16 protein-coding genes are annotated in these 21,862 nt (G+C 54.1%); 8 read left to right on the top strand and 8 right to left on the bottom strand.

The window, feature by feature from the left end; translation table 11 throughout:
• Positions 1 to 43: 43 nt before the first annotated feature.
• From NSQ24_RS08550 to NSQ24_RS08535, 4 genes are all read right to left on the bottom strand, one after another.
• Positions 44 to 1,744 carry an AMP-binding protein gene (locus NSQ24_RS08550; RefSeq protein ID WP_024984376.1) on the bottom strand — a complete coding sequence of 567 codons (1,701 nt, stop codon included), beginning with the start codon at positions 1,742 to 1,744 and terminating at the stop codon, positions 44 to 46.
• Between the two features lie 215 nt (positions 1,745 to 1,959).
• The gene (locus NSQ24_RS08545) at positions 1,960 to 2,952 is read right to left on the bottom strand and encodes an LCP family protein (RefSeq protein WP_024984377.1); all 993 of its coding nucleotides are present in this window, start codon (positions 2,950 to 2,952) and stop codon (positions 1,960 to 1,962) included.
• 232 nt (positions 2,953 to 3,184) lie between these two features.
• Positions 3,185 to 4,360, bottom strand: coding sequence for an acetyl-CoA C-acetyltransferase (locus tag NSQ24_RS08540; protein ID WP_024984379.1), 1,176 nt, complete (start codon positions 4,358 to 4,360; stop codon positions 3,185 to 3,187).
• A 103-nt stretch (positions 4,361 to 4,463) separates the two neighbouring features.
• Entirely contained in the window at positions 4,464 to 5,387 is a 924-nt protein-coding gene (locus NSQ24_RS08535; RefSeq protein ID WP_003387763.1) for a 50S ribosomal protein L11 methyltransferase, read from the bottom strand.
• 321 nt (positions 5,388 to 5,708) lie between these two features.
• Here NSQ24_RS08535 and csaB point away from each other — a divergent pair, with 321 nt between their 5' ends.
• From csaB to NSQ24_RS08520, 3 genes are all read left to right on the top strand, one after another.
• Positions 5,709 to 6,809 carry a polysaccharide pyruvyl transferase CsaB gene (csaB, locus tag NSQ24_RS08530; protein WP_003387764.1) on the top strand — a complete coding sequence of 367 codons (1,101 nt, stop codon included), beginning with the start codon at positions 5,709 to 5,711 and terminating at the stop codon, positions 6,807 to 6,809.
• Positions 6,810 to 6,880: 71 nt separating this feature from the next.
• Positions 6,881 to 7,732: a class I SAM-dependent methyltransferase gene (locus NSQ24_RS08525; RefSeq protein ID WP_003387765.1), complete on the top strand. Its 852-nt coding sequence runs from the start codon at positions 6,881 to 6,883 to the stop codon at positions 7,730 to 7,732.
• A 205-nt stretch (positions 7,733 to 7,937) separates the two neighbouring features.
• Positions 7,938 to 8,813: an AraC family transcriptional regulator gene (locus NSQ24_RS08520; RefSeq protein ID WP_031932320.1), complete on the top strand. Its 876-nt coding sequence runs from the start codon at positions 7,938 to 7,940 to the stop codon at positions 8,811 to 8,813.
• A gap of 123 nt (positions 8,814 to 8,936) precedes the next feature.
• Here NSQ24_RS08520 and NSQ24_RS08515 read toward each other — a convergent pair whose 3' ends face one another.
• Positions 8,937 to 10,568 carry a polysaccharide biosynthesis protein gene (locus NSQ24_RS08515; RefSeq protein WP_339167631.1) on the bottom strand — a complete coding sequence of 544 codons (1,632 nt, stop codon included), beginning with the start codon at positions 10,566 to 10,568 and terminating at the stop codon, positions 8,937 to 8,939.
• Between the two features lie 166 nt (positions 10,569 to 10,734).
• Between NSQ24_RS08515 and NSQ24_RS08510 the strand changes: the two genes are divergently transcribed.
• Positions 10,735 to 11,916, top strand: coding sequence for a phenylacetate--CoA ligase family protein (locus NSQ24_RS08510; RefSeq protein ID WP_339167629.1), 1,182 nt, complete (start codon positions 10,735 to 10,737; stop codon positions 11,914 to 11,916).
• 176 nt (positions 11,917 to 12,092) lie between these two features.
• On the opposite strand, the gene murJ is transcribed toward NSQ24_RS08510, so the two are convergent.
• Positions 12,093 to 13,622, bottom strand: coding sequence for a murein biosynthesis integral membrane protein MurJ (gene murJ, locus NSQ24_RS08505; RefSeq protein WP_003387770.1), 1,530 nt, complete (start codon positions 13,620 to 13,622; stop codon positions 12,093 to 12,095).
• Positions 13,623 to 13,795: 173 nt separating this feature from the next.
• Here murJ and NSQ24_RS08500 point away from each other — a divergent pair, with 173 nt between their 5' ends.
• Genes NSQ24_RS08500 through NSQ24_RS08490 form a run of 3 tightly spaced genes read left to right on the top strand, consistent with a single transcriptional unit; the run spans position 13,796 to position 17,505 of the window.
• Positions 13,796 to 15,061: an O-antigen ligase family protein gene (locus NSQ24_RS08500; RefSeq protein ID WP_003387771.1), complete on the top strand. Its 1,266-nt coding sequence runs from the start codon at positions 13,796 to 13,798 to the stop codon at positions 15,059 to 15,061.
• Between the two features lie 10 nt (positions 15,062 to 15,071).
• A complete protein-coding gene (locus NSQ24_RS08495) occupies positions 15,072 to 16,703 on the top strand; it encodes a hypothetical protein (RefSeq protein WP_003387772.1) in 1,632 nt (543 codons plus the stop codon).
• Complete coding sequence (locus NSQ24_RS08490) at positions 16,696 to 17,505, top strand: hypothetical protein (protein WP_003387773.1); 810 nt, start codon at positions 16,696 to 16,698, stop codon at positions 17,503 to 17,505. The genes NSQ24_RS08495 and NSQ24_RS08490 overlap by 8 nt, the downstream gene beginning before the upstream one ends.
• Before the next feature lie 153 nt (positions 17,506 to 17,658).
• Here NSQ24_RS08490 and NSQ24_RS08485 read toward each other — a convergent pair whose 3' ends face one another.
• Positions 17,659 to 18,825, bottom strand: a complete 1,167-nt coding sequence (locus tag NSQ24_RS08485; protein WP_227277575.1) for an MFS transporter — start codon at positions 18,823 to 18,825, stop codon at positions 17,659 to 17,661.
• A gap of 148 nt (positions 18,826 to 18,973) precedes the next feature.
• Positions 18,974 to 20,344 carry a glycosyltransferase family 4 protein gene (locus tag NSQ24_RS08480; protein WP_122958123.1) on the bottom strand — a complete coding sequence of 457 codons (1,371 nt, stop codon included), beginning with the start codon at positions 20,342 to 20,344 and terminating at the stop codon, positions 18,974 to 18,976.
• Positions 20,345 to 20,539: 195 nt separating this feature from the next.
• Here NSQ24_RS08480 and NSQ24_RS08475 point away from each other — a divergent pair, with 195 nt between their 5' ends.
• Entirely contained in the window at positions 20,540 to 21,679 is a 1,140-nt protein-coding gene (locus NSQ24_RS08475) for a glycosyltransferase (protein ID WP_003387776.1), read from the top strand.
• Positions 21,680 to 21,862 lie beyond the last annotated feature (183 nt).

Raw genomic sequence — 21,862 nt, 5'->3', positions numbered from 1 at the left:
ATCCAAAAGAAATGGCCTTCCTCCACGGAAGACCGCCAATCTGTCAGCTTGTTTTTTCCTGTTCATGCTGCTCTCGCCGAGCTTTGTCCTCCTCCTGGAGTTGACGGCGGAGAACCTTGCCGACGATCGTTTTTGGCAGTTCGGAACGCACCTCGTATTGCCTGGGTATTTTGTAGGCAGCCAAGCGCTGGCGACAGTACTGTTCCAGCTCGCTTTCGGCAACCTGCTGTCCTTCTTTGAATACGACAAAAGCCTTCACCGTTTCCCCGCGGTAAGGATCAGGCACTCCGATGACGGCCGCTTCCTGTATCGCCGGGTGCTCAAACAAAACTTCCTCCACCTCGCGAGGATAAATGTTGAATCCTCCCGCGATGATCATGTCTTTTTTTCGATCGACGATATAAAAATACCCACCCTCGTCCATATAGGCCATATCGCCCGTCAACAGCCAGCCGTCGCGCAGGACAGCCGCTGTTTCCTCCGGTCTGTTCCAATAGCCTGTCATGACTTGCGGTCCTTTGACGGCCAGCTCGCCAATCTCTCCCTGCGGCAGCTCCTCTCCCGTAGCAGGGTCGATAATTCGACAGTCCGTGTCCGGCCACGGCAAACCGATGCTGCCGTTCCTCCTTTTTCCCCAGATCGGATTGGAATGCGTGACAGGGGACGCCTCTGTCAATCCGTAGCCTTCCACCAGCTTTCCTCCGGTCAGCTCTTCGAACCGGGTCTGCACCTCCACCGGCAAAGCCGCGGAGCCGCTGACGCATGCCTCGATCGACTTCAAATCGTATTTGGGCAAATCCGGGTGATTGATCAAGCCGATATACATCGTCGGGGCGCCGGGGAAAAGGGTCGGCTTCTTCTTGTCGATCAGGCTCAGGATCTCCTTGACGTTGAATTTCGGCACGAGAATCAGTTCTGCCGCGATTGAAATTCCTTGATTCATCACGGTTGTCATCCCGTACACGTGAAACAGGGGAAGCGCTCCCAGAATGCGTTCCGTTCCCCGCTTGGTTTTATACAGAACAGCTTGGCACTGAATCGTGTTGGCGATCAAATTTTTGTGGGTCAGCATGACGCCTTTGGCTACTCCTGTCGTTCCCCCGGTGTACTGCAGCAAAGCCAGATCATGCTCCGGGTCGATATCAGGAGAGACAGGCGTGACAGCGCTTTCTTTCAACACAGAAAGAAAAGCCTCAACATCGCTTCCATAGGTGATTTGCGGATTGTGGCCTTGTTTTTTCTGTACGAATGGGTATATCCATCTTTTCACTGTCGGCAAAAAGTCGCCAATACTCGTAATAATCAGACGTTTTAAAGGCGTGGAAGGTCTTACGCCGGCGACGCGCTTGTACAACAGGTCCAATGCAATGATCGTCTCGGCACCTGAATCATGCAGCTGGTGAATCAGCTCCCGCTCGGTGTACAGCGGGTTGGTCATGACGACAGTGGCCCCCGCGAATAAGGCTCCGTAATAGGAAATCACGGCCTGCGGGCAATTGGGAAGCATGATGGCCACCCTGTCTCCTTTTTTGACGCCTCGCTTGATCAAAGCGTTGGCGAACTGGTAGGACATCGTCAACAGCTCACGGTAGGCAATCCGTTTCCCCATAAAAAAAAGGGCATTTCTCTCGGGAAAATCTGCTGCCGCCTGCTCCAGAAAATACGTCAGCGGAACACGGGGGTATTCCAGTGACGGTGCGGTTTCGGGCGGGTAACTAGCAATCCAAGGCTTGGCAATAGACATGGGCATTCCCTCCAGTCCCATATTGACCTTACCTCTCCCGTACGATCCACATTCATAACCTCTTCCACCTCCATTCTATTCCAAAGATAAGTAATTTTCCAACAAAATTTACAGAACGCAACCATATTCTCGGAAAAAATAACAAGAGATGTATCCTCTGTACTGATCAGATACATCTCCTCTCTCCATTTTACAGGCGCCCTTCTAGGCAGTGGTCAGGGAGCGAGCCCGGAGAGGATTGCTTGTTTGACCCGCTGCCGTTCCTGCTTGGGAACGAGGTGGTACCAGCCCAGCACGCCGTTGTGCCAGATCCGCTCATCGGAGCCGGTCAGCGTATCCGATTGGATTGCGTTTGGCGTCGGGTCGCTGTATGAGAGCAGCAGGGAAGCAATCTCTTTCTCCGTCAAATCGGTTTTCACATGCTCGCCGAGTATTTCCATCAGGGTAAATGCCTTGGCAAACGCTTCTGCGGACGTACCCTTTTCCGCCAATGCCTGAACGATCTCCTGCTGCCTGGCGATGCGTTCGTAGTCGCTGTCCTCTTTGCCCAGATCGTTTTTGCGGTAGCGGGCGTAATCCAGCGCCTGATCGCCGTTTAACGTTTGCAGGCCGGGCATAAGGTCGATATGGGTATCATCGCTTGGGTCGGTATACTTCATTCGCTTTTTCACCTGGATCGGCACGCCGCCCAGCTCATCCACCACTTTTCGAAAGCCGTCAAAGTCAATGGTCACGTAGCGGTCGATCTTGACGTCGAGAAACTTTTCCAAAGATTGCACGACCAGCTTGGGGCCTCCGTACGCCATGGCATGGTTCAGCTTGTCGTAGCCTTTTCCCGGCAGCTCCGTGTAGCTGTCTCGCGGGATCGACAATAAATAGACCCGCTGCTTTTCAGGGTGAATCGCAGCCAGCATCATCGTGTCCGACCTTGCCCGTTCACCGTCCCGGCTGTCGATCCCCATCACGAGCAGGACAAATGGCTTCAGCGGCTTCGTCCCGGCTAGCAATTCAAGCGGGGCAACAGCGGAAGCAGGCCGTTCGACGGTTACTCCCGGTTTTGTGTCCAGCGGCGCATACCACCCTCTGGTCATTTGCTTGAACTGATAAGCGCTGTATCCGACGGAAGCGATCAGAAAAACTGCCAGGCTGAACACCGTGTAGCGGAGAAGCTTCTTCCCGTGCTTGCGGATGAAGGAAAAGAAAGTGATCATGTGCGAACCCCCTTTGACGTATCCCGAACGGTCGACAGACGCGTATTGGTTAGATGGAAATTGCGTTGCGGCAAAAGCTGCTGCAAACGACGCAAATGGCAAACTGGGCCGTTCATGGCTCCAGCAGGCTGTCGTGTACGAAAAAACCCCATCTTCGCGGCGCTTGGATGGGGTCTTGCTTTCCATTTTTAACAGGGGATTCGTTTTTTAAACCTGCAATCGCTTGTTTTTATGGCCTTTCCACAATCATCGCCATGCCCATGCCGCCACCGACGCAAAGGGTAGCCAATCCGTACCTGGACCCTCGGCGCTTCATCTCGTGGAGGAGGGTGACAACGATTCGGCAGCCTGTGGAGCCGACCGGATGACCGAGGGAAATGCCGCTACCGTTTACGTTGGTGATCGTACGCGGCAGCTCCAACAGCTTTTCCACTGCCAGATACTGTGCTGCAAACGCTTCGTTCACCTCGATCAGCTCGATGTCAGCCAGAGTCAGTCCTGCCTTCGCCAATGCTTTTTTGACGGCTGGCACAGGGCCATAACCCATCAGATCCGGCTCCACCCCGGCCCATGCATAGGAAACGATGCGGCCGAGCGGTGCAAGTCCGGCTTCGCTTGCCCTGCGCTCACTCATCAGGATCACGGCGGACGCACCGTCATTCAATCCTGATGCATTCCCCGCTGTCACCGTACCATTCTCACGGAAGCTCGGCTTTAGCTTGGCCAGACCTTCTCTCGTCACCTCTCGTCTCGGATGCTCATCGGTATCCACGAGTACGGTTTCCCCGCGTTTTTTTACCGGGACAGGGATGATTTCCTCCTGAAAAAGTCCCCCGTCGATGGCGCGGATGGCGTTCTGCTGGCTCCTCAGAGCGATTTCGTCCTGCTCTTCCCGGGTGATGCCGTAAAGGTCTACCAGGCGCTCGACTGTTTCACCCATTAAAACGCCATGATGCGGGTCGGTCAGGAGCTCCCACATGGAGTCGGTCATCTCTCCGTGTGTCAGCCGCTTGCCCCAACGGGCGTTTTTCAGCACATACGGGGCGTTGCTCATGCTCTCCACTCCGCCTGCGATGACGACCTCCGCCTCGCCAAGCATGATTTGAGACACTCCACTGGCGATTGCCTGCATCCCGGACGCACATTGGCGCTGTACCGTAAATCCGGTCACTTCTTTTCCCAATCCGGCATCCAGGGCTGCCACGCGGGCGATGTTGGCCTCATCCGAGCGCTGGATACAATTGCCGAAAATGACTTCATTGATCAGTGCCGGGTCGATGCTTGCCTTGTCGATGACACCTCTGACGGCTGTCTCCGCCAACTTGCGAGCGCTTACATCTTTCAGCGCACCGCCAAACGTACCGATAGGTGTACGCCCGGCAGCCACAATGACTACTTGATCCATCCGACATCTCCTCCTCCGCCGACTGCGGTTGATCTGGCCTTCTTTCTCCATTTTGACACAGACCTGTTACAAGCGTGAACGAATATTTGCCGCAGGCGGTTTGTTAACCGATTTTCTCCATCATCACAGTCACCCACTCGTCGCTGGTCGACTCTTCCATGCATCGATAGCCCGCCTGCTCATAGGCGGCAATGACCTTTTCCCTGTTCCATACTACGATCCCGGAGAGGATCACATGCCCTCGAGGCGCGAGATGCCTGTCCACTACAGGAAGGATGGAAACGTCCTCGTCCCCGCCGATATTGAGCAAAATGAGATCTACCTCTTCCGGCAGCTCCGCCTCTACTCCAGGGTCTGCGATATCACCGATCACGATTTTCACGGCGTGTTCTCCAAGCTGATTGTTTGCTGCGTTGACGCGAATCTGATAATCGCTCTGCTGGTTGATATCCACCGCCCAGACCGGCATTTCGGCTCCGTTTTTCACACAGAAAAGGGAAAGGATGCCCGAGCCTGCTCCGATGTCCAGTACCCGTTTGCCGGACGGGGACCATTTTTGCAGCAATCTCAAAATATCCTGTGTCGTCCCGTGATAGCCTGTTCCAAAAGCTGCCCCCGGATCGATCCAAAGGACGCGATCCGCTTTTAGCACCTCTTCAGCCGTATTCCAGGACGGCGCAATCCACCAGTCTCCCACGCGCACCTCGCGGAATTCATCCTTCCACGAATCGTTTTCTTCGGCTACCTGTTCGACCTGCTGAAGTCGCACGGCCTCTCCCCAACGGCTGATATAGGCTTGGAGCTTCTCCACTTGTCCGGCCGCGCTCTCTTGAATCGGTTCAAATAAATAGACGATGACCGGGCCATTGGTGTTTTCCGCGTAATCATACCCGTTTTCCGTGGTCAAGACCTCGATTTGCGGCTCAACCCATCCAAGCGTATACGGACTTTCCAAAACCTCCCCCACAAACAAATCTTCCATTTCTCTGTCTACCAATAGGGTGTACTTATGCCATGTCGATTCCATTTTTTCAAGCTTGCTCCTTCCTCGTTTTTCAGCTTCGCTTGTCTTCTTCAAATAGCCAGAAACGGTAGTTTAATGATATGATACAATAATGGACTCATATCCACTCTGGAGGTATTCAGATGTTTGATGAATTTTTCTACCGCCGTCGGAAAAACAAAACGATGCTTGTCTTGATGATAGGCTTGATTATCCTGGGGATCGGCCTGTTTGCGATGGGTTTTCTGTATATGTTCTAAGGCCGCTTTACTTCCCCTTGTTTACTCGATTATACTTGAGAATGTGTTTTTCCTGTACGTTTGATATAGAAAGAAGGTTCACACCATGTCGCGTATACTCATCTCCGGGTATTACGGTTTCAACAATGCCGGAGACGATGTAGTCCTGTACGGCATCATCAGCGCGCTCAGGCGGGAACAACCGAATATATCGCTGGCCGTGTTGTCCAATCAGCCGGATCGGACAACCTCCCTGTTTGGTATCCCGGCGTACAACCGCTGGAGCCTGCCTGTCATCATGCGCGAGTTGATGAAAAGCGACATGCTGGTGATGGGTGGCGGAACCCTGATGCAGGACGTCACGAGTCCCCGCAGCGTTCTCTACTATCTGGGCATCGTGACGATCGCCAAGATGCTGGGCAAGCCGGTCGTTTTTTACGCCCAGGGGTTTGGCCCGATCCTCAAGAGAATCAGCCGCACCCTGATCAAACGGGTCGTGAATCGCGTCGACGTAATTACGGTTCGCGACTACGAGTCGGGCGACGACTTCAAAGCCTGCGGGGTGACAAAAGCTCCGATATATGTAACGGCCGATCCAGCTATGACAATCTCGCCAAGCGATGTATCCGACGAGCGGGGGCAAGAGCTGCTTCGCGGTTTATTTCCCGACCTGACAAAGCCGCTGGTCGCGATCTCGGTTCGTGACTGGAAGCAGGAGCAAGCCTTTAAACAGGTCATCGCCCGCGCTTCCGACATGTTCGTTGAAAAAGGATGGAACGTGCTGTTTTTGCCCATGCATTTTCCCAGTGATCTCGCCCCTTCGCGCGAAATTATCGGGATGATGCGTAGCGCTGGCGCACAGCTTCTGGACGCGTCTGTCACCTTTCACGATATCATGTCCGTGCTGAAACAGTGTGACTATGTCGTCGGCATGCGCCTGCACTCGTTGATTCTGGCCTGCATGCTGCAAACGCCGTTTACCGGTATTTCCTACGACCCGAAAATCGACCGATTTGTGGAACGCGCAGGCATGCCGAGCGCCGGACACATTACCCAGCTGGATGAATCCTTCCTGCTGCCCCTGCTGGAGGAGCGCATTTCGCAGCTCGACCGGGAAAGGGAAATCATCAGGGAGCATTCCCGGATACTCGCCCAGGAAGCTTCCAAAAGCAGCGAGCTGGTGCTCAAAGCTTTGCGACGTTCATAAATATTCGGGCCCTGCCGGGACGTTCAGTCTTTGCGGGGCTCTTTTCCGAATGCACGAAAGGAGGACTTTCCGTGTCCCTATCCTCTCAGCTGTTGCTTTCACTAAATAAATTATTTCCTCTTCCCGTCCATCCGTTCAATCTCGCCAATGACGGGCAGATGAGCTACACCGAATGGCAGTTTCAAAAAGGGGAGCAGACGATCCAATTTTTTCTCGACTACCATACCCAGGACCAGATGTTCCGCGATAAAACCGTACTGGACATCGGCTGCGGCGGTGGCGGAAAGACCTGCTATTACGGTACCTTTGGACCAAAAGAAATGATCGGTATCGACATCGTGCCCCACTACGCGGAAGAAGGCAATGCCTTTGCCCGCGAAAAAGGGCTGGATGACCGCGTACGCTTCATGACAGCCGACTCCGCCGAGCTGCCTTTTGCAGACAATACCTTTGACACGATTATCATGAACGATGCGATGGAGCACGTAGACCGGCCCGAGCTCACGCTGGAAGAGTGCTTCCGCGTACTCAAGCCCGGCGGCCATCTGTACATCAATTTTCCTCCTTACTATCATCCCTACGGTGCCCATTTGTCCGATGCGATCGGCATTCCTTGGGTCCATGCCTTTTTCTCCGAGCAAGCGCTGATCGACGCATACAAGCAGCTGGTCCGCGATTTGCCGGACGGACAAGACCGGATCTCTTTCCGCTTTGGCAAAAAGCCGGATGGCAGCGATACGATCGCCTACATCAATCAGATGACGATCAAGCGCTTCCGGCGAATCCAGCAAGGCGTCTCCCACCCTGCTGTCTACCAGCGCGAAGTACCGCTGCGGGAAGTGACCGCGGGTCTGGCGAAACTGCCGCTTTTCCGGGAGTTTTTCGTCAAGATGGTCGTCTGTGTGTACAGAAAGCAGGGATAGGTCCCGCGCTGGGCAACATTGTGGAAAAAGCAGGGATTTCCCCCCGTACACGCGAGATATATTCTCGCGTGCTTTTTTTATAAGACGGGGCCTTGCGTTTGTCATCTTGACCCTATTAGTCTCGCCCCCTGCAAACTTGTGCACGAATTGTCGGATGGGTTCCGGCAGCTTTTGCTATCCTCTAAGCCATGGGAGGTCATGAAAGATGGATTGGCTTGATAAAATGAATGCTGCCCTCCGTTATATTGAGGAAAATCTGACGGAGGATATTGATTTCGCTGAAGTCGCCCGGCTGGCCTGCTGCTCCCAGTACCATTTTACGAGGATGTTTGCTTTTATCGCGGGCGTTACACTGTCGGAATATATTCGACGCCGGCGCCTTACCTTGGCGGCTTTTGAGCTCACAGACAAAAACGTCAGGGTCATCGATGTGGCGATCAAATACGGATACAGCTCGCCTGACTCGTTTACCAGAGCCTTTCAAAGCTTGCATGGCGTAACGCCGTCAGAAGCGAGAAACAGCGGCCATTCGCTCAAAGCGTATCCTCCGATGACCTTTCATATTTCAATCAAAGGAGGAAGCAGTATGAATTATCGCATCGTGGAAAAAGAGGCATTTCGTATCGTCGGGTACAAGAAAAGGGTTCCCCTGATTTACAACGGGGTGAATCCGGAAATTGCCTCCATGTGGGAAGCTCTGGATGAAAGCAAGATCCAGCTATTGAAGCAGCTTTCAACTGTCGAGCCAAAGGGCCTGATTAGCGCATCGACGAATTTTTCCGAAGGACGGCGGGAACACGGGGAGCTCGATCATTACATCGGCGCGGCAACGACGCTGGACGGCCCCGATGACCTGGCTCAGCTTGAGGTACCGGCATCCACATGGGCTGTATTCGAGTCTGTCGGACCGTTTCCAGACACCCTCCAAAGCATCTGGGGCCGCATTTATTCCGAATGGTTTCCGTCCGCAAGCTATGAACTCGCGGAAGGCCCGGAAATGCTGTGGAATGAAAATAAGGACATTGCCTCTCCCACGTTTAAAAGCGAAATCTGGATTCCGGTCGTCAAAAAGGATCGCTGAGTCTGCGGCCTGAAATGGTTAAAAGACAGGAAAACAGTGCTGGCCCCTCATGTGTTCGTGAAAACGAAACTCATTGTACCAACAAAGGCTCTTATCCCGTGAGGATAAGAGCCTTCTTTTTGACTACCGCGCATCTGAAGAAGAGGACTGTTTCTTGCGCAGAGCGTTCATCAGCATGCGGAGCTTGTTGCCGCCCGGCAGCCATTCCAGTTCCTTCTCGTGAATGAGCGGAATAATGAGCAAAAGTCCGAGGTAGACGATCAGCCCGACGCCGACACCAGCCACGGTCTCTGCTGCCCCCAGAAGACGCGCTTTCCAGTGAAGCAAATACCCGACAGCCTCTGTCGTCCCCCAAGCCAAAAGCAGCATCAGATTGGACACCAAGAGCGGGTACAGCGCATCGATCTTCCAGTTGATCTCCATCCGAACGTAGCGGGCGATGATCCGCATATTCAGCAGGCACACAATCGACGTAGCCACCAGCCAGGAAACGGACAGGCCTTCCATTCCCATGATTGATGTAAACAACAGCGTCGCGGCGATTTTGATCAGCACACCCCAGACGAGGTTCAGCGCGGGCAGCTTTTCTTTGCCCAAGCCTTGCAGGATGCCATTGGTCGCCAATAGGAGCGAGAGCGGGATCGCACTGACCCCGAGAATCGCCATCGCCTTCGTCCCTTCCACATCTCCGTACAGAGCGAGATTGGCGCCTTCGGCAACCGCAGTCAGCCCAAGACCAGCGGGCAAACCGATCAGCCAGGCGAAGCGCATCGACAGCTTGGTCAAGGTTTGCACGCGTTCCTCGTCTCCCTGACGCTTCGCCTCTGCGATGGCAGGAACAATCGAAAGGGCAATGGACGAGCCGAACAGGCTGGCGAGCTGCAGGAGCGGACCGCCCCGGCTGTAAATGCCGAACCAGGTATCAGCCGTCAATCCGTCTACCTGCCAGACGTAGCGAAAAATATTGATCGCCAAAAAGGAGTCTACCAGGCTGAAGATCGGAATGACCAGGGCGCTGATGCAGATCGGCCAGGCGATCCGCCACATGGACAGGAAGAACTTCCGGTCATACCACCAGTCCAGCCGCTTCCAATCGCCGCCGATTGTTCCCGGCTGCTTGCGCTTGTGCAGCCACAAAAGCAACGCCAGAAAAACAAGACTGAGCATTGTACTGATCATCGTGCCGAAATTGACGCCGGTAATCACCGTATCCGTGTCTTCCCCCAGGGAGACCAGATACAAGGACGCGATCAAAATAAACGCCACCCGCAACGACTGCTCCACGATCTGCGACAGGCCTACATACATCATCTTTTGATGACCGTAAAAGAACCCGCGAAGAACCGCAATAAGCGGAACGAACAGCAGGGAGAGGGAAATCGCCCGTATCGGTTCGATCAGATGCGGATTCCCCATCATCCTGGCGATCAGCGGAGAGCTCACGTACAAAATGGCAAACAGGACGAGACCGATACCGCCCATCAGCACCATGCTGCGGGCGAGAATTTGGCTGACCGTCCCCTGCTTTCCCTCGGCCAGCGCTTCGGCGATCACACGGGACAAAGCGACAGGGACGCCGGCGGTGGCTAAGATCAGGAAGGTCAAATAGAGCGGATAAACCTCCTGATAAAGCCCGAGGCCGTTGTCTCCCACGATCTCCTGCAAGGGGATGCGGTAAAACATGCCGATTACTTTTGACAAAATCCCCGCCATCGCCAAAATAAAGGCGCCGGCGAGAAAACTATTTTTCACCATGGGAAGCTCCTTGTACAAACGTGGTAAAGGTTGAAATCCACTCTCTATCGTACTATCAATCGGCTCTAGTGGCAAACAGGTATAGGGTCCCAATTCGGCAGGAATACTGAGGGAATAGAAACCAAGGCACAACTTTGAATTATCTGCCGAAAAAGGAGGATTTCCTATGCCCCTGACCGGTTCTTTGATTCGAAACGTTCAATGGCCGCTAATGGAGCGTTTCAAGCAAAATCGAACACGTGTCTATATGCATGACCTGCGCGAGGCGCAAGCCCTCTCCGTTGAAAACCTAAAGTCTCGCCAGTCGGCCAAGCTGAGCCGGCTTCTGGAACACGCTGTTCATCACGTCCCTGCCTATACCGAGTTTGCCGAGGAATGGCATGCGGCAGGGAATAGCGAGGAGCCAGCCCGATTCCTGCAGCGGCTACCCCAGCTTGAGAAGAGCCGTTTTCGGGAGCAGGCCGACCGTTATTTGACGATAGGGGCCAACCCGGGTGAGCTGATCCCCAACCGGACAGGAGGCTCGACCGGGGAGCCGACCCGTTTTTTCCTCGACCGGCCTACGGTGGAACGCTACGAGGCTGCCCGTTGGCTCGGATTGTCATGGTACGGCATCCGGATCGGCGACCCTTCCGTGATGATCTGGGGCTCGCCGATCGAGCTGAACCGCCAGGACGCCCGCCGCTACCAGCTAAAGGAGCGCTGGCTGAAAAACAGGCTGATGATCCCCGCCTACGATTTGGACCAATCCCGAATCGAAGAGCATGTGAGGACAATCCGCCGCTTTCGTCCCGTCTACCTTTACGGTTACGCTTCCGCTCTTGCCTTGTTCGCCGAACTCATGCTGCAAGCCGGGCTCAGGCTGGGGTTTCCCCTCAAGGCGGTCGTCTCTACCGCAGAAACGCTGCATGATCACCAGCGCGCAGTGATCACAGAAGCATTTGAAGCTCCCGTCGTCAATGAATACGGCGCGAGAGACGGCGGGATCATCGCCTACCAGTGTCCGGCTGGCAGCATGCATGCGTTCAGCGAAAACTGCTATCTGGAAGTCGTCGACCCTGTTGCCGGAGAGCCTTTGCCCGTCGGGGAAATCGGCGTGCTGCTGGTGACCGACCTGCACAATCGCGTAATGCCCGCGCCTGCGCTATCAACTGGGCGATATGCTCGCACTCTCGTCACAGAATTGCACATGCGGCATCAATTATCCTGTGCTTCAGGAAATCGACGGCCGGGTCGACGATATGTTCGTTTCCATGCGGGGCTCCTTTGTCCACGGCCATTTTATCAATCACATCATCCGCAATATGGAGAGCTTCCGGACGTTTCAGCTCGTCCAGCACGAGCCTGACCGATTGACGCTCCGTCTGGTCAAGCACCCTGAGCGGTTTCGGGCTGATGACGAAGAAAAAGTTCTCCAAGGCATACGCTCTGCCTTGGGTGACGCCAGTATCCGATTAGAATACGTGAAGCACATCCCTCCAACGCCGTCTGGCAAAACCAGATACGCCATCCGGGAATGCCCGCTTACTGTGTCCCCCCGGCCGGAGTAGACCGCCTTTTCAAGACCTTCTGCAGCAACTCCGAGACGAGCGGCTCCCTCAGGATGGTCAGGACGGCAAAGTACACGACTACAGCGCCGCCAATTCCTGTCAGCATGTAGAGCCAGAGCGGCATAGCTGACAGCCAGGGGTCCACACCGATCAAGACTGCTGCCATGACCACGCAGCCAGCCAGCGTTTTCAAGACAGTCAGCAGGAAGCTTTTCTGTACCAGAACGCCGATCCTGCGCCACAACAAAATGAACAGCAAAATCGCTTGGCTGAATGCGGAAATGGCCGTTCCCAGGGCAATTCCTCCGTGATCCAGCACAGGAATCAGCAAGTAGTTGGCGACGGCGTACACGCCGATCCCGACCACGCCGATGAGCACTGGTGTCCGCGTATTTTCCAAAGCGTAGAACGCCCTCGTGATCAGGTCCCGGGCAGCCAGTCCGTACAGAGCCAATCCGTAGAAAGGGAGCGCCCAGGCCGTCAGCATGACGGAACGCTCGTCAAAAGCGCCTCTCTCAAAGGCCAGCCTGATAATCGGCTCGGCGTAGACAATAAAGCCGACGCTGACGGGCAAAAGCAGGATGAGCAGGTAGGCCAGCCCCTTCTGCAGGGTGCTTTTCATCTGGTCCATCTCCCCCCGCTTCACAAAGCTTGCAAGCAGCGGAAACAGCGGCAGTGTAAAAGCGCCGACGAAAATCGCCATCGGCATTTGGACGAGCTGATTGGCGTTGGCAAGCGCACTGAGCTTGCCCCCTTCCAGGCCGTTGGCAAAGCCTCTTTCCAGGAACGTAGTCGCCTGGGCCACAACGGCCCCGATCAGGATCGGAATGACGCGCTCGCCCATGTCCCGCAAAGCGCGGTCTTCTCTCCAGTGAAAGGCGAGCCGGTGACTGTAATCAAATTGCTTAAGCGTGACGAGCATCGGCAGCATGGCAGCGAGATAACCGAGTGTCGTCGCGATTGCAAGGCCTACCGGGCCGTAATGCGGCACCAGCAAGTACATCCCCACGATCACCACGGCTCCGTTCGCTACGGCGGAAACCGTCGGCGTAAAAAAATGCTGGTGTGCGTTGCTTACGCTGGACCACAATCCCGTCAGCCCGATAAAGATCGCCGACGGCCACATCCAGCGAAGCATTTCCGCCGTGAGCGCCAGGGTGTCGCCTTTTGTTCCCAGCAGCATCGCGATCGGCTCCGCAAACAAAATGCCGAGCACCGCGATCAGCGTGAATACGACGAGTACAATCGTCAGCATTTTGTGGTAAAGCTCACCGGTTCGCTCCTCTTTTTCCAGCATCCCCCGCATCGTCGGGATGAGTACGGCGTTAATCGCGCCAGGTATGACCAGAAACAAGGCAAGCGGAATCGTTGCCGCCGTGTTGAAGGCGTCGGTAAGTTTATCCGTTCCATACAGGCTGTTTACGTAAATGCTGCGAAAGAAGCCCAGAAGCCTGCCGACCAATGTCAGCACGATAATCATCGAGGCTGTTTTTAGCAAACTCATAAAATCGATTCTCCCATCTCTGCGACCAAATACATCTGCAACAGGCAAATACACCTGCTATCATATCGCATTTCTCTCAATCCTACCAATCTCTTTCCCCGCCGCCTTGCGACAACGAACGTCAATTCATTATAATGGATGAGTTAATCCAATGTAGGAGGATTTAAAAACAAATGAGAGAGACTGTGTTGAAGTGGGGGAGCCGCCCTATTACGTGGTTGTCTTTGCTTATGGCCTATCCCCTTATCGATTACGTCTTGCGCAAGTTCTTGCCGATACCTGTCGTATCATCGCTATGGGATGAGGGGCTACTGATCGTCCTCCTGCTGTTTGCGTTTGCCGCCTATTTCAAAGGCGCACGCAAGCTGCCATCCATCAAGCACCCGTTTATCGCGTTCATCGTCTTTGGCATCGCCCTGATGGTAACCGATATGACCAACTGGGATGCGAGTGTCGAGGGCTTTCGCGCCGTCTATCAGTACATGATCGCCTTTTTCATTGGTTTTTATCTGCTGGCGGACAGACAGCAGATGGCCAATATGCTGAAGGTTTTGTCGCTGATCGGTTTTATCACAGGTTTGTACGGGATCGCCCAGGTGATATTGGGTGTGGAAACGCCGATGGGCTGGGTCCAGGAGGGCGAGTCGACCACAACCCGGGCCTTTTCATTCGTCACCAGCCCGAACGTTCTCGGCAGTTACATGGCCTTGATCGCACCTATTTCTGTCGGACTTGCCCTGTATGTAGATAATGGAAAAGAACGGCTGCTCTGGATCGTCGTCGCCCTGTCTTCGCTTTTGGCGCTGGTCCTGACCGGATCGCGGGGTGCGTGGATCGCTCTGGCCGCCGCGCTGTTTGCCTGCTTTTACATTTGGAAGAAGCGCTGGGCTGGCTATCTGGTCCTTGCCGGAATCGTCGGAGTTCTCGCTCTCTATTTCGTGGTGCCTGAATCCGTACCGCTCGTCGGAACGATCAAAAACCGGATTTTCACGCTGTTTACTCCGGAGTACATGGAAGCTAGTGCACAGGCCGGACGACTCAAGCGTTGGGTTGATGCCTACGACAAAATGAGGCTGGAACCATTGTTTGGCGTCGGTCTGGGTCACCATGGCGGTGCCGTCGGGTCACGTCACTTCGGAACGATTTACACGGACAGCTATTTGTTCAAGAGCATTGCGGAGCTTGGCCTGATCGGGGTCGGCATGCTGATCGGCCTGATCGTCATGATCCTCCGCTACGCGGCTCGCGTGGTCCGCTCCCTGGTCAACAAGCCTGAGTTTTTCATGGTCCTGGGACTGTTCGGAGGCCTTGTCGCAGTCGTACTCCACAATACCGTGGAGAATATTTTCGAAGTGCCGTTCATGTCACTCTACTTCTGGCTGTTTGGCGGCTTCCTGGTAGCGCTGTACGCCGATCAAACGAACGAGAAAAGGTGGTGAGCTTACGCCCATGAAACGAAATGGAGCTTTGTCTGCAGTGAACTGGGCCTTGTACGCCATCGCCCTGTTCCTGATCTATCATATTTTGGTGAAGCCGGCGTTCCTCGACTTGTCCTGGATCGCATTGGTTATATTGTTGCCGCTGCTCGCCCTCTGCTACTATTTGCCGCATCCGGACGAGCGCAGGCAGATTGTCGTCTTTTCGCTGGGCTTTCTGCTCCTGGATCGGTCATTGACCCAGCTTGATGTCAAATCGATGGTCGCAGTCATCGTTGGCGGCGCCGTTGCGATCATCGTGGTTGCCGCTTTGGCGAAGTGGTACGGACGCCTGAGCTGGAAAGCCGTCGGCGCACTCGTGCTGATCGCCGTCATTGCAAACACGACGTTTTATCGCGATAACCTGTACGCACTCAGTCACTTTACGGTGAAATACGAGTCTGATCGCCTGTACAACGGAAGCTGGGTCGATTATTTCCCGATCGCCCTTCATGACGTAGACGGCGACGGCAAGCAGGAAATTATTACGTACGGCAATGCCGATGAGCTTCCTCTCCCGGATGAAGAAGCGCCGAAACCGGAGACAGAGGAAGAGAAAAAGGCGCTGGCTGACAAACTGCTTCACCTGCAGGCTGAGCCGCTCTCTCTGTACGTGATGAAGTGGCAGGACGGCAAGCTGGTTCGGATGCCAAATGATCAGATTCCGGCCGAAACATTGACAGCTGTTAAAGAAAAACTGCCATCAGATTTTCCGGGATTCCCGTACTATACGATGAAAGATGACCAGCTGGTGCCAAATGTTCAGCGTCAATCCTTTGCGGAAGGCATGCTGCAGATCGGCACCGCCCCGTATCGTGCCCTCTTGCTGGACCTGCAAAACATCGGGGACAAGCTGGCCGAAAATAACGGCAATATGGATGGCAGACTCTCTTTGGGAACGAAGTTCAAGGATCTCAGCATCCGTGAGGGTTTGCTGAGCGGTACGTACGAAGGCAAGCCTTTTGCCGCTACGACGAAAGCAACGAGAATTCTCGACACGATGAAGCTGCCGGACGGACGCGAGGGTCTCATGATCATGGGCGAACACATGAGTGTATTGGCTGTAGAGCCGGATGGTACGACTGTCGAAGCATACACATTGACTCGCAAGGAGACTGCACTGGCGACTGCCCGATTCATTCCGGCCGATGTGGACAATGACGGTGCGGATGAATTGCTGATCGGCAACAAGCCGTCTTACATCCTGAAAGCGATGCCTGATGGAAAATGGGACGTTTTGTGGTCGAGTCAGGAAGGCGACGAAAGCTTCAGCTTTACCAACTATGCCAAAGTGGGCAATGAAGACCAACCGGAGCTCATCGCTCAAGCGAAAAGCTGGGTCAGCATGAACAAGACCCGCTATCTGTCCGGTTATACCTATACACCGGAAGGATTGGAGCATAACTGGCGCATTTACATGCCTCTGCTCAACATTCAAATCGGCGACATCGACGGTGACCAATCGAACGAGATCGTTGCTTCCATCTATGACCAGCACCGCATTCTCGTATTCAAACGCCACAATGTACCAGTCGTTCCGCTCGTCAGTCTCTTGTTCATCGGATTGATTGGATACGGGATCGTAAGGAGGGTTCGCCATGCGTAAACGGACCACCGCGCTGCTTGCTCTGTCTGCTCTCGTTTCCGCTTCGCTGTTGACAGGCTGCACCTATGAGTCGGGTCCAAAGTCGTTCGCGCTGACCAATTACGGGGCTACGGACAGTACTCCCGCACAGACGGAATCTGCGACTGAATGGCTTCAGACAGCGCTGGAAAAAGGAAAAACCGATCCGAATGCACAGAAATATTGGTACAAGGGACACGTGATCAACTACATCATGGCCCGCACGACAACCAGCATGTTTAACGGCGCTGTCCGCAACCCTGACGGTTACAACGTGGACGCCCGGATCGCCCGTCAGGACTACCAGTACTACCGCATCGGAGACAAGAACTATGTTCGCGTCAAAGACGCCTGGATGACGGCGCGGGAGACGCCTCTCGAGTTTGATGTACTCAAAGGCTTTGACGACTGGCTCCCGTTCCTGGATCAAGCCGTGCAGCTCAATGACGACAAGGTGTACGGAACCGTCTGCGTACCCTTCCAGCTGAAGATAACCGGAGCTGAGTGGCTGGAAAAGAGCAACAGTCCGCTCTTTGAGTCTTTGAAAAAGCAGTTGGGAGATCGGCCCGACCTGGACTATATTTTGAAGGAATCAACCATTAAAACGACGTTCTGGATCGGCAAGGATGACCGCCTGCTCCATCAGTACGAAACCTGGATCATCCTGCCGATGCCCGAAGGCGGCACGATGGACCAGCAAATCTTCTTCCAGATGTTCAAATACAATGACTCTGGAATCGAAATTAAGGATCCAGAAGAAGTCGAGAAGTACTTGCTCTATTAACGCACGGGAAGAAAATCAGCGTTTCATCTTAAAGGAAGAGGCCGCGGCCAGGCAGATATCTGCTTGGGCCACGGCCTCTCTATTTATTTCTGCACCGATGAGAATGACTGCACTCGCTCTTTCGGATCATCATTTTTGCCCACAGCCCCATAGCTATTGGGTGCCCTCGCTCGGTTGTCTCTTCCAAAGCATCACGCTATACAAGCAACCCAACACCGAGCAAACCGCCATCACCTGATACAGCGCAGCTCCGCCCCAATGCTGAAAGACCCAGCCGCCTCCAAACGACCCGATGATGCCGGAAATGCCGAAGAAAATAACGGCAAGCACCGTCTGTCCTGTCGCCTTCCATTCCTCCGGGATAATCCGGTACAAGTACTGAATGCTGGCGGTGTAAAAAATGACAAATGTGATCCCTTGCATAAGCTGGAGAAACACCACCAGCATCGGGCCTGAGAAAGCTGCACAAAGAAAATACCGGATGGCGTAGATGGCCGATGCCAGAGTGATCATCTTGATCTCGTTTCCGTTTCGCAGCAGGCGCGGACTCAGCGCGAAGAAGGCCACCTCGCTGATCGCTGCCACAAACCAGGCCAAGCCTACCATGCCCGTATTTCCGCCCAAGCTCTGTACATATACGCCGAGAAAGCTGTCATTCGTACGATGAGGAATGGCCGCAAGCAGGACCAGGAGAAAGAAGCGCAGAGTCGCCGGATAGGTGAGAAACCGGCGAAGATCGGCCACTGAAAGCCGCTTGCCGCTGACAGGTGCATCGGGAACAACGAGACACAGGAGATAGGCAAGCCCTCCATACGCGGCGTATACCCAAAAAAGGTTCTCCATCCCGATTCTGTCCACGGTAAAACCGATGATCAGCGAGGCAGAGGCATACCCGATCGCGCCGAAGGTCCTGACCGATCCAAAGTGGATGCCGTGCTGCTCAGCTACGCGGTAATTCAAGCTCTCCGTCAGCGGATCGGTCGGAAGCATAAAGAAATACATCGCTCCCACCAAAACAAACAGCAGCCACAGCTGTGAAGACTGGAGCAGGGTGAATCCCACGACGAGAGACAAGCCCAGCGTTACGAGGATCACCCTTTTTATCGTCTTGCGCCTGTCGCTGACCATGCCCCAAAATGGTTGCGACAATATTCCGATGAACGATCCCATGCCGATCAATATTCCGATTTGCGCAGGACTTACGCCGCGAAATGCGAGATATACCGGCAGAAACGATATAAATATGGACAACAGCGAAAAATAGAAAAAGTTATAAGCCCTTAATGCTTGAATTGCCATCATATGCTCGTTTTCACTCACTCTCCCGTAACCGCTCCCTGCACAAAGCAAAGGACGCACAACATACATACCACGATTTCCCTGCAACGGTCAATTCTTAAGATGTACAGCCCCGCCAGGTTGTCGGACGGGGCTGTCATTTTATTTTGTCTTATCCTATCCTTGTTTGTCACTTGGCCAGCAGCTCACTCATTAACTGCGCCAGTTGACGTGCTTGCTCGCGTCTCTCGTAAGGCTTGACCCGTTCGGCAAACTCCACGCCACGGTCAGCCGCATCGATCTCACCTTGTTCCTTCCATGCCTGATACAGCTTGAGGTATGCCTGTTTCATCGCATCCTTGTCCTCCGGGTCGGCAACTTGTCCCAAGTGGAACGTTTCGATGATTCCGGTAGCTTCTCCGGCTTTGTTCAGAGCCAGGATCGACTTGCCGATTCCCATGTATTCATACAGCTTGCCCGGGATGTACGCTCCGGCATCGGGCGAGACATCGCCGATGAGCAAAAGGGCGTCCGCCCCTTTCATGAGACCAAGCGCCTCTTTATGCGGCAGATTCCCCAATACCCGGACAATATCGCCGAGGCCCAACGCTTCCACGCAATCCCGATTTTCCGAATAACCCGGATAGTCGAATACGCCGGCAAAACTGAGCAAAAGGTCTTTTCGGTCAACCTGCCCTTCCTCAATCAGCTCGTGGATCGCTTTCAGCAAAAGGCGCGGATTTCGCTTCTGGTACAAAATGCCCGCATAAACGGCATGAAACTTCCCTGGTACGGTATGCTGTGGAACCAATCCCTCAAAATCGGCCTGGTCAAACCCGTTATAGATGAGCTCCATCCGCCGTATACGGTGTCCATGCTTTGCCTTGAAGTTTTGGGCAAATGTCGCTGTCACAGTTGTAATCGCATCCGCCCTTGCCATAACCTTCTCTTCCATCCGCTCTTCCAGGCGCTCTCTCCAGGCGATTCCCGAGGTATGCATATTTTGTGTCCACGGATCGCGGAAATCGGCGACCCACTTGCATCCAAACTCCTCGGCCAGCCTCTGGGCAATCAAATGATTGGTCACCGGGCCCGACGTCGAAAATATCGCGTCTATTTTTTCCCGGCGCATAATCTCACGGCCCAGCTTGAGTGCCTGCGGGAGCCACAAAATCTGGTCGTCAGGGATCAACAGGTACGGTTTTACTTGTTTCAACATTTGTACAATGCCTTGCCTTAGTTTGCTCTTCAGACTGGTTCGAACCACCGCCGGTTCCGTGCTCGCAGCCGCCTTTGCTGCACCTTTCTGTCCCGCAGAAGCTCCCCCGCCTCTTCGCGGCAAGATCTGCAACTCCTTCGCCCGATGAATCTTCACATCATCCGGAAGTTGAGCCAGCAGGGACGGGTCCAATGTCGCATGGTAAACGGGATCGACTGTCAGCACATGTACATTCCAGCCGAACTCTCCGAGGTATTTCGCCATTTTTAACGGCCGCGGCACCCCTCCGCCGCCAATGGGCGGAAAATAATAGCATATGAGCAGCACGCTGTGAGTTTTCATCAGCAAACCTTCCTTGTATCGTCGTTTTTCTCCTTCATCAAGATACCACAAGTCCCGTGTTATTGCGAATAAACCAGTCATCTGCTATAGTGAGAATGGTTTTGTTTTTATTGGACGATCGGGATTTTTCCTGTTTTTGATACGAGAGAGCTTCGGTGAGAAGCTTTTTTTTACGAAGGTTCGGGTGGAGTTGTCATGAATAAACTGCGAGTCCTCCATGTTATCGGCGGAGGAGAGTTTGGCGGAGCGGAACAGCATATCCTCAATTTATTGTCTTCTCTTCCTGCGGATGAAGTGGAGACGGCCGTCGTCTGCTTTTACGACTCCCTGTTTGCCAGCGAGTTGCGCAAAGCAGGTGTGCCTGTCATTGCCCTGGACCGATTCGGGCGTTTTGACGTACGGCTTCTACAGGCGTTGCGAGAGGTATTTCGTTCCTTTGGGCCACATCTCATACATACACATGGCGTAAAAGCCAACTTCTTTTCCAGACTGGCCTCCCGGGGAAGCGGAGCGACACTGCTGACGACCGTACACAGCTCGCTTCGCTATGACTACGCCCATCCGCTGGCCTATGCGCTCGTATCCTTGATGGAACGAGGTACACGTCGATGGAACCGTCACTACATCGCGATCAGCGAGGCGATTGCGGAGATTTTGCACAAGGACGGCGTTCCACGAGAGCAAATCAGCGTCATTTACAACGGAACAGACCTTTCTCCATACAGACAGACACATCTGCGTGCGTCAGACCGGGCCTCCCTTCGAGCAGAATGGGGAATTCCAGCCGATGCCTTTTTGTTCGGGACGGTCGCGAGATTTGTGCCTGTGAAAGGACTCCCGCTTCTGGTGGATGCATTTGCTCAATTGGCGAGGGAGATGCAGGAAGGTCCGATCCCTTATCTGGTCCTTGTCGGAGACGGTCCGGAACGTGCCGTCCTGGAGGCGAAAGTTCGTGAGCACGGTCTGGAAGAAAGGGTCCGCTTCGGCGGGTTCCGCCAGGATATCCCGGCGTGTCTGCATGCATGTGACGCCTTTGTCCATTCTTCCTTGTACGAGGGACTGGGGTATACGATCATCGAAGCGATGGCCTCTGAAGTGCCTGTCGTAGCCAGCCACGTCGGCGGAGTCAAAGAATTTGTTACACACAAACAAACCGGTCTTGCCGTATCGCCCGGTGACGTGGCAGGATTGACCGAAGCGATGAAAACCATTTTGCAATCGCCGGATTTGCGGGAGCGGCTCGTCCACAATGCCCTGACTTTAGTGGAGCAGACCTTTACAATCCAGCACATGGCTGAACAAACACTGGCTCTGTACCGTCGTCTGCTTTCATAAACGCTGCTGGCAGCCGAGCAAAGCAACACTGGGATTATGGCAAAAAAACCATGCGATTTACAGATAAAAGCACGGCGTTGGCTTTAGCGGGCCCCGTGCTTTTTTCGTTGACTTCGGTTTTGGGCCTGTGCATTCGCTTTTTGGCCATGTGCATTCGTTCCTTGCATTCGCTTCTTACTTCCG

This window comes from Brevibacillus sp. FSL L8-0520, assembly GCF_037963895.1.
Classification (GTDB): Bacteria; Bacillota; Bacilli; order Brevibacillales; family Brevibacillaceae; genus Brevibacillus; species Brevibacillus borstelensis.
This window is presented reverse-complemented; position numbering and strand designations above follow the sequence as displayed.

Excerpts from the sequence above, each read along its gene's own strand:
- NSQ24_RS08550 (WP_024984376.1), bottom strand. The coding sequence starts at position 1,744 with ATGTCTATTGCCAAGCCTTGGATTGCTAGTTACCCGCCCGAAACCGCA.
- NSQ24_RS08540 (WP_024984379.1), bottom strand. The coding sequence starts at position 4,360 with ATGGATCAAGTAGTCATTGTGGCTGCCGGGCGTACACCTATCGGTACG.
- NSQ24_RS08535 (WP_003387763.1), bottom strand. The coding sequence starts at position 5,387 with ATGGAATCGACATGGCATAAGTACACCCTATTGGTAGACAGAGAAATG.
- csaB (WP_003387764.1), top strand. The coding sequence starts at position 5,709 with ATGTCGCGTATACTCATCTCCGGGTATTACGGTTTCAACAATGCCGGA.
- NSQ24_RS08520 (WP_031932320.1), top strand. The coding sequence starts at position 7,938 with ATGGATTGGCTTGATAAAATGAATGCTGCCCTCCGTTATATTGAGGAA.
- NSQ24_RS08515 (WP_339167631.1), bottom strand. The coding sequence starts at position 10,568 with ATGGTGAAAAATAGTTTTCTCGCCGGCGCCTTTATTTTGGCGATGGCG.
- NSQ24_RS08510 (WP_339167629.1), top strand. The coding sequence starts at position 10,735 with ATGCCCCTGACCGGTTCTTTGATTCGAAACGTTCAATGGCCGCTAATG.
- murJ (WP_003387770.1), bottom strand. The coding sequence starts at position 13,622 with ATGAGTTTGCTAAAAACAGCCTCGATGATTATCGTGCTGACATTGGTC.
- NSQ24_RS08500 (WP_003387771.1), top strand. The coding sequence starts at position 13,796 with ATGAGAGAGACTGTGTTGAAGTGGGGGAGCCGCCCTATTACGTGGTTG.
- NSQ24_RS08495 (WP_003387772.1), top strand. The coding sequence starts at position 15,072 with ATGAAACGAAATGGAGCTTTGTCTGCAGTGAACTGGGCCTTGTACGCC.
- NSQ24_RS08490 (WP_003387773.1), top strand. The coding sequence starts at position 16,696 with ATGCGTAAACGGACCACCGCGCTGCTTGCTCTGTCTGCTCTCGTTTCC.
- NSQ24_RS08480 (WP_122958123.1), bottom strand. The coding sequence starts at position 20,344 with ATGAAAACTCACAGCGTGCTGCTCATATGCTATTATTTTCCGCCCATT.
- NSQ24_RS08475 (WP_003387776.1), top strand. The coding sequence starts at position 20,540 with ATGAATAAACTGCGAGTCCTCCATGTTATCGGCGGAGGAGAGTTTGGC.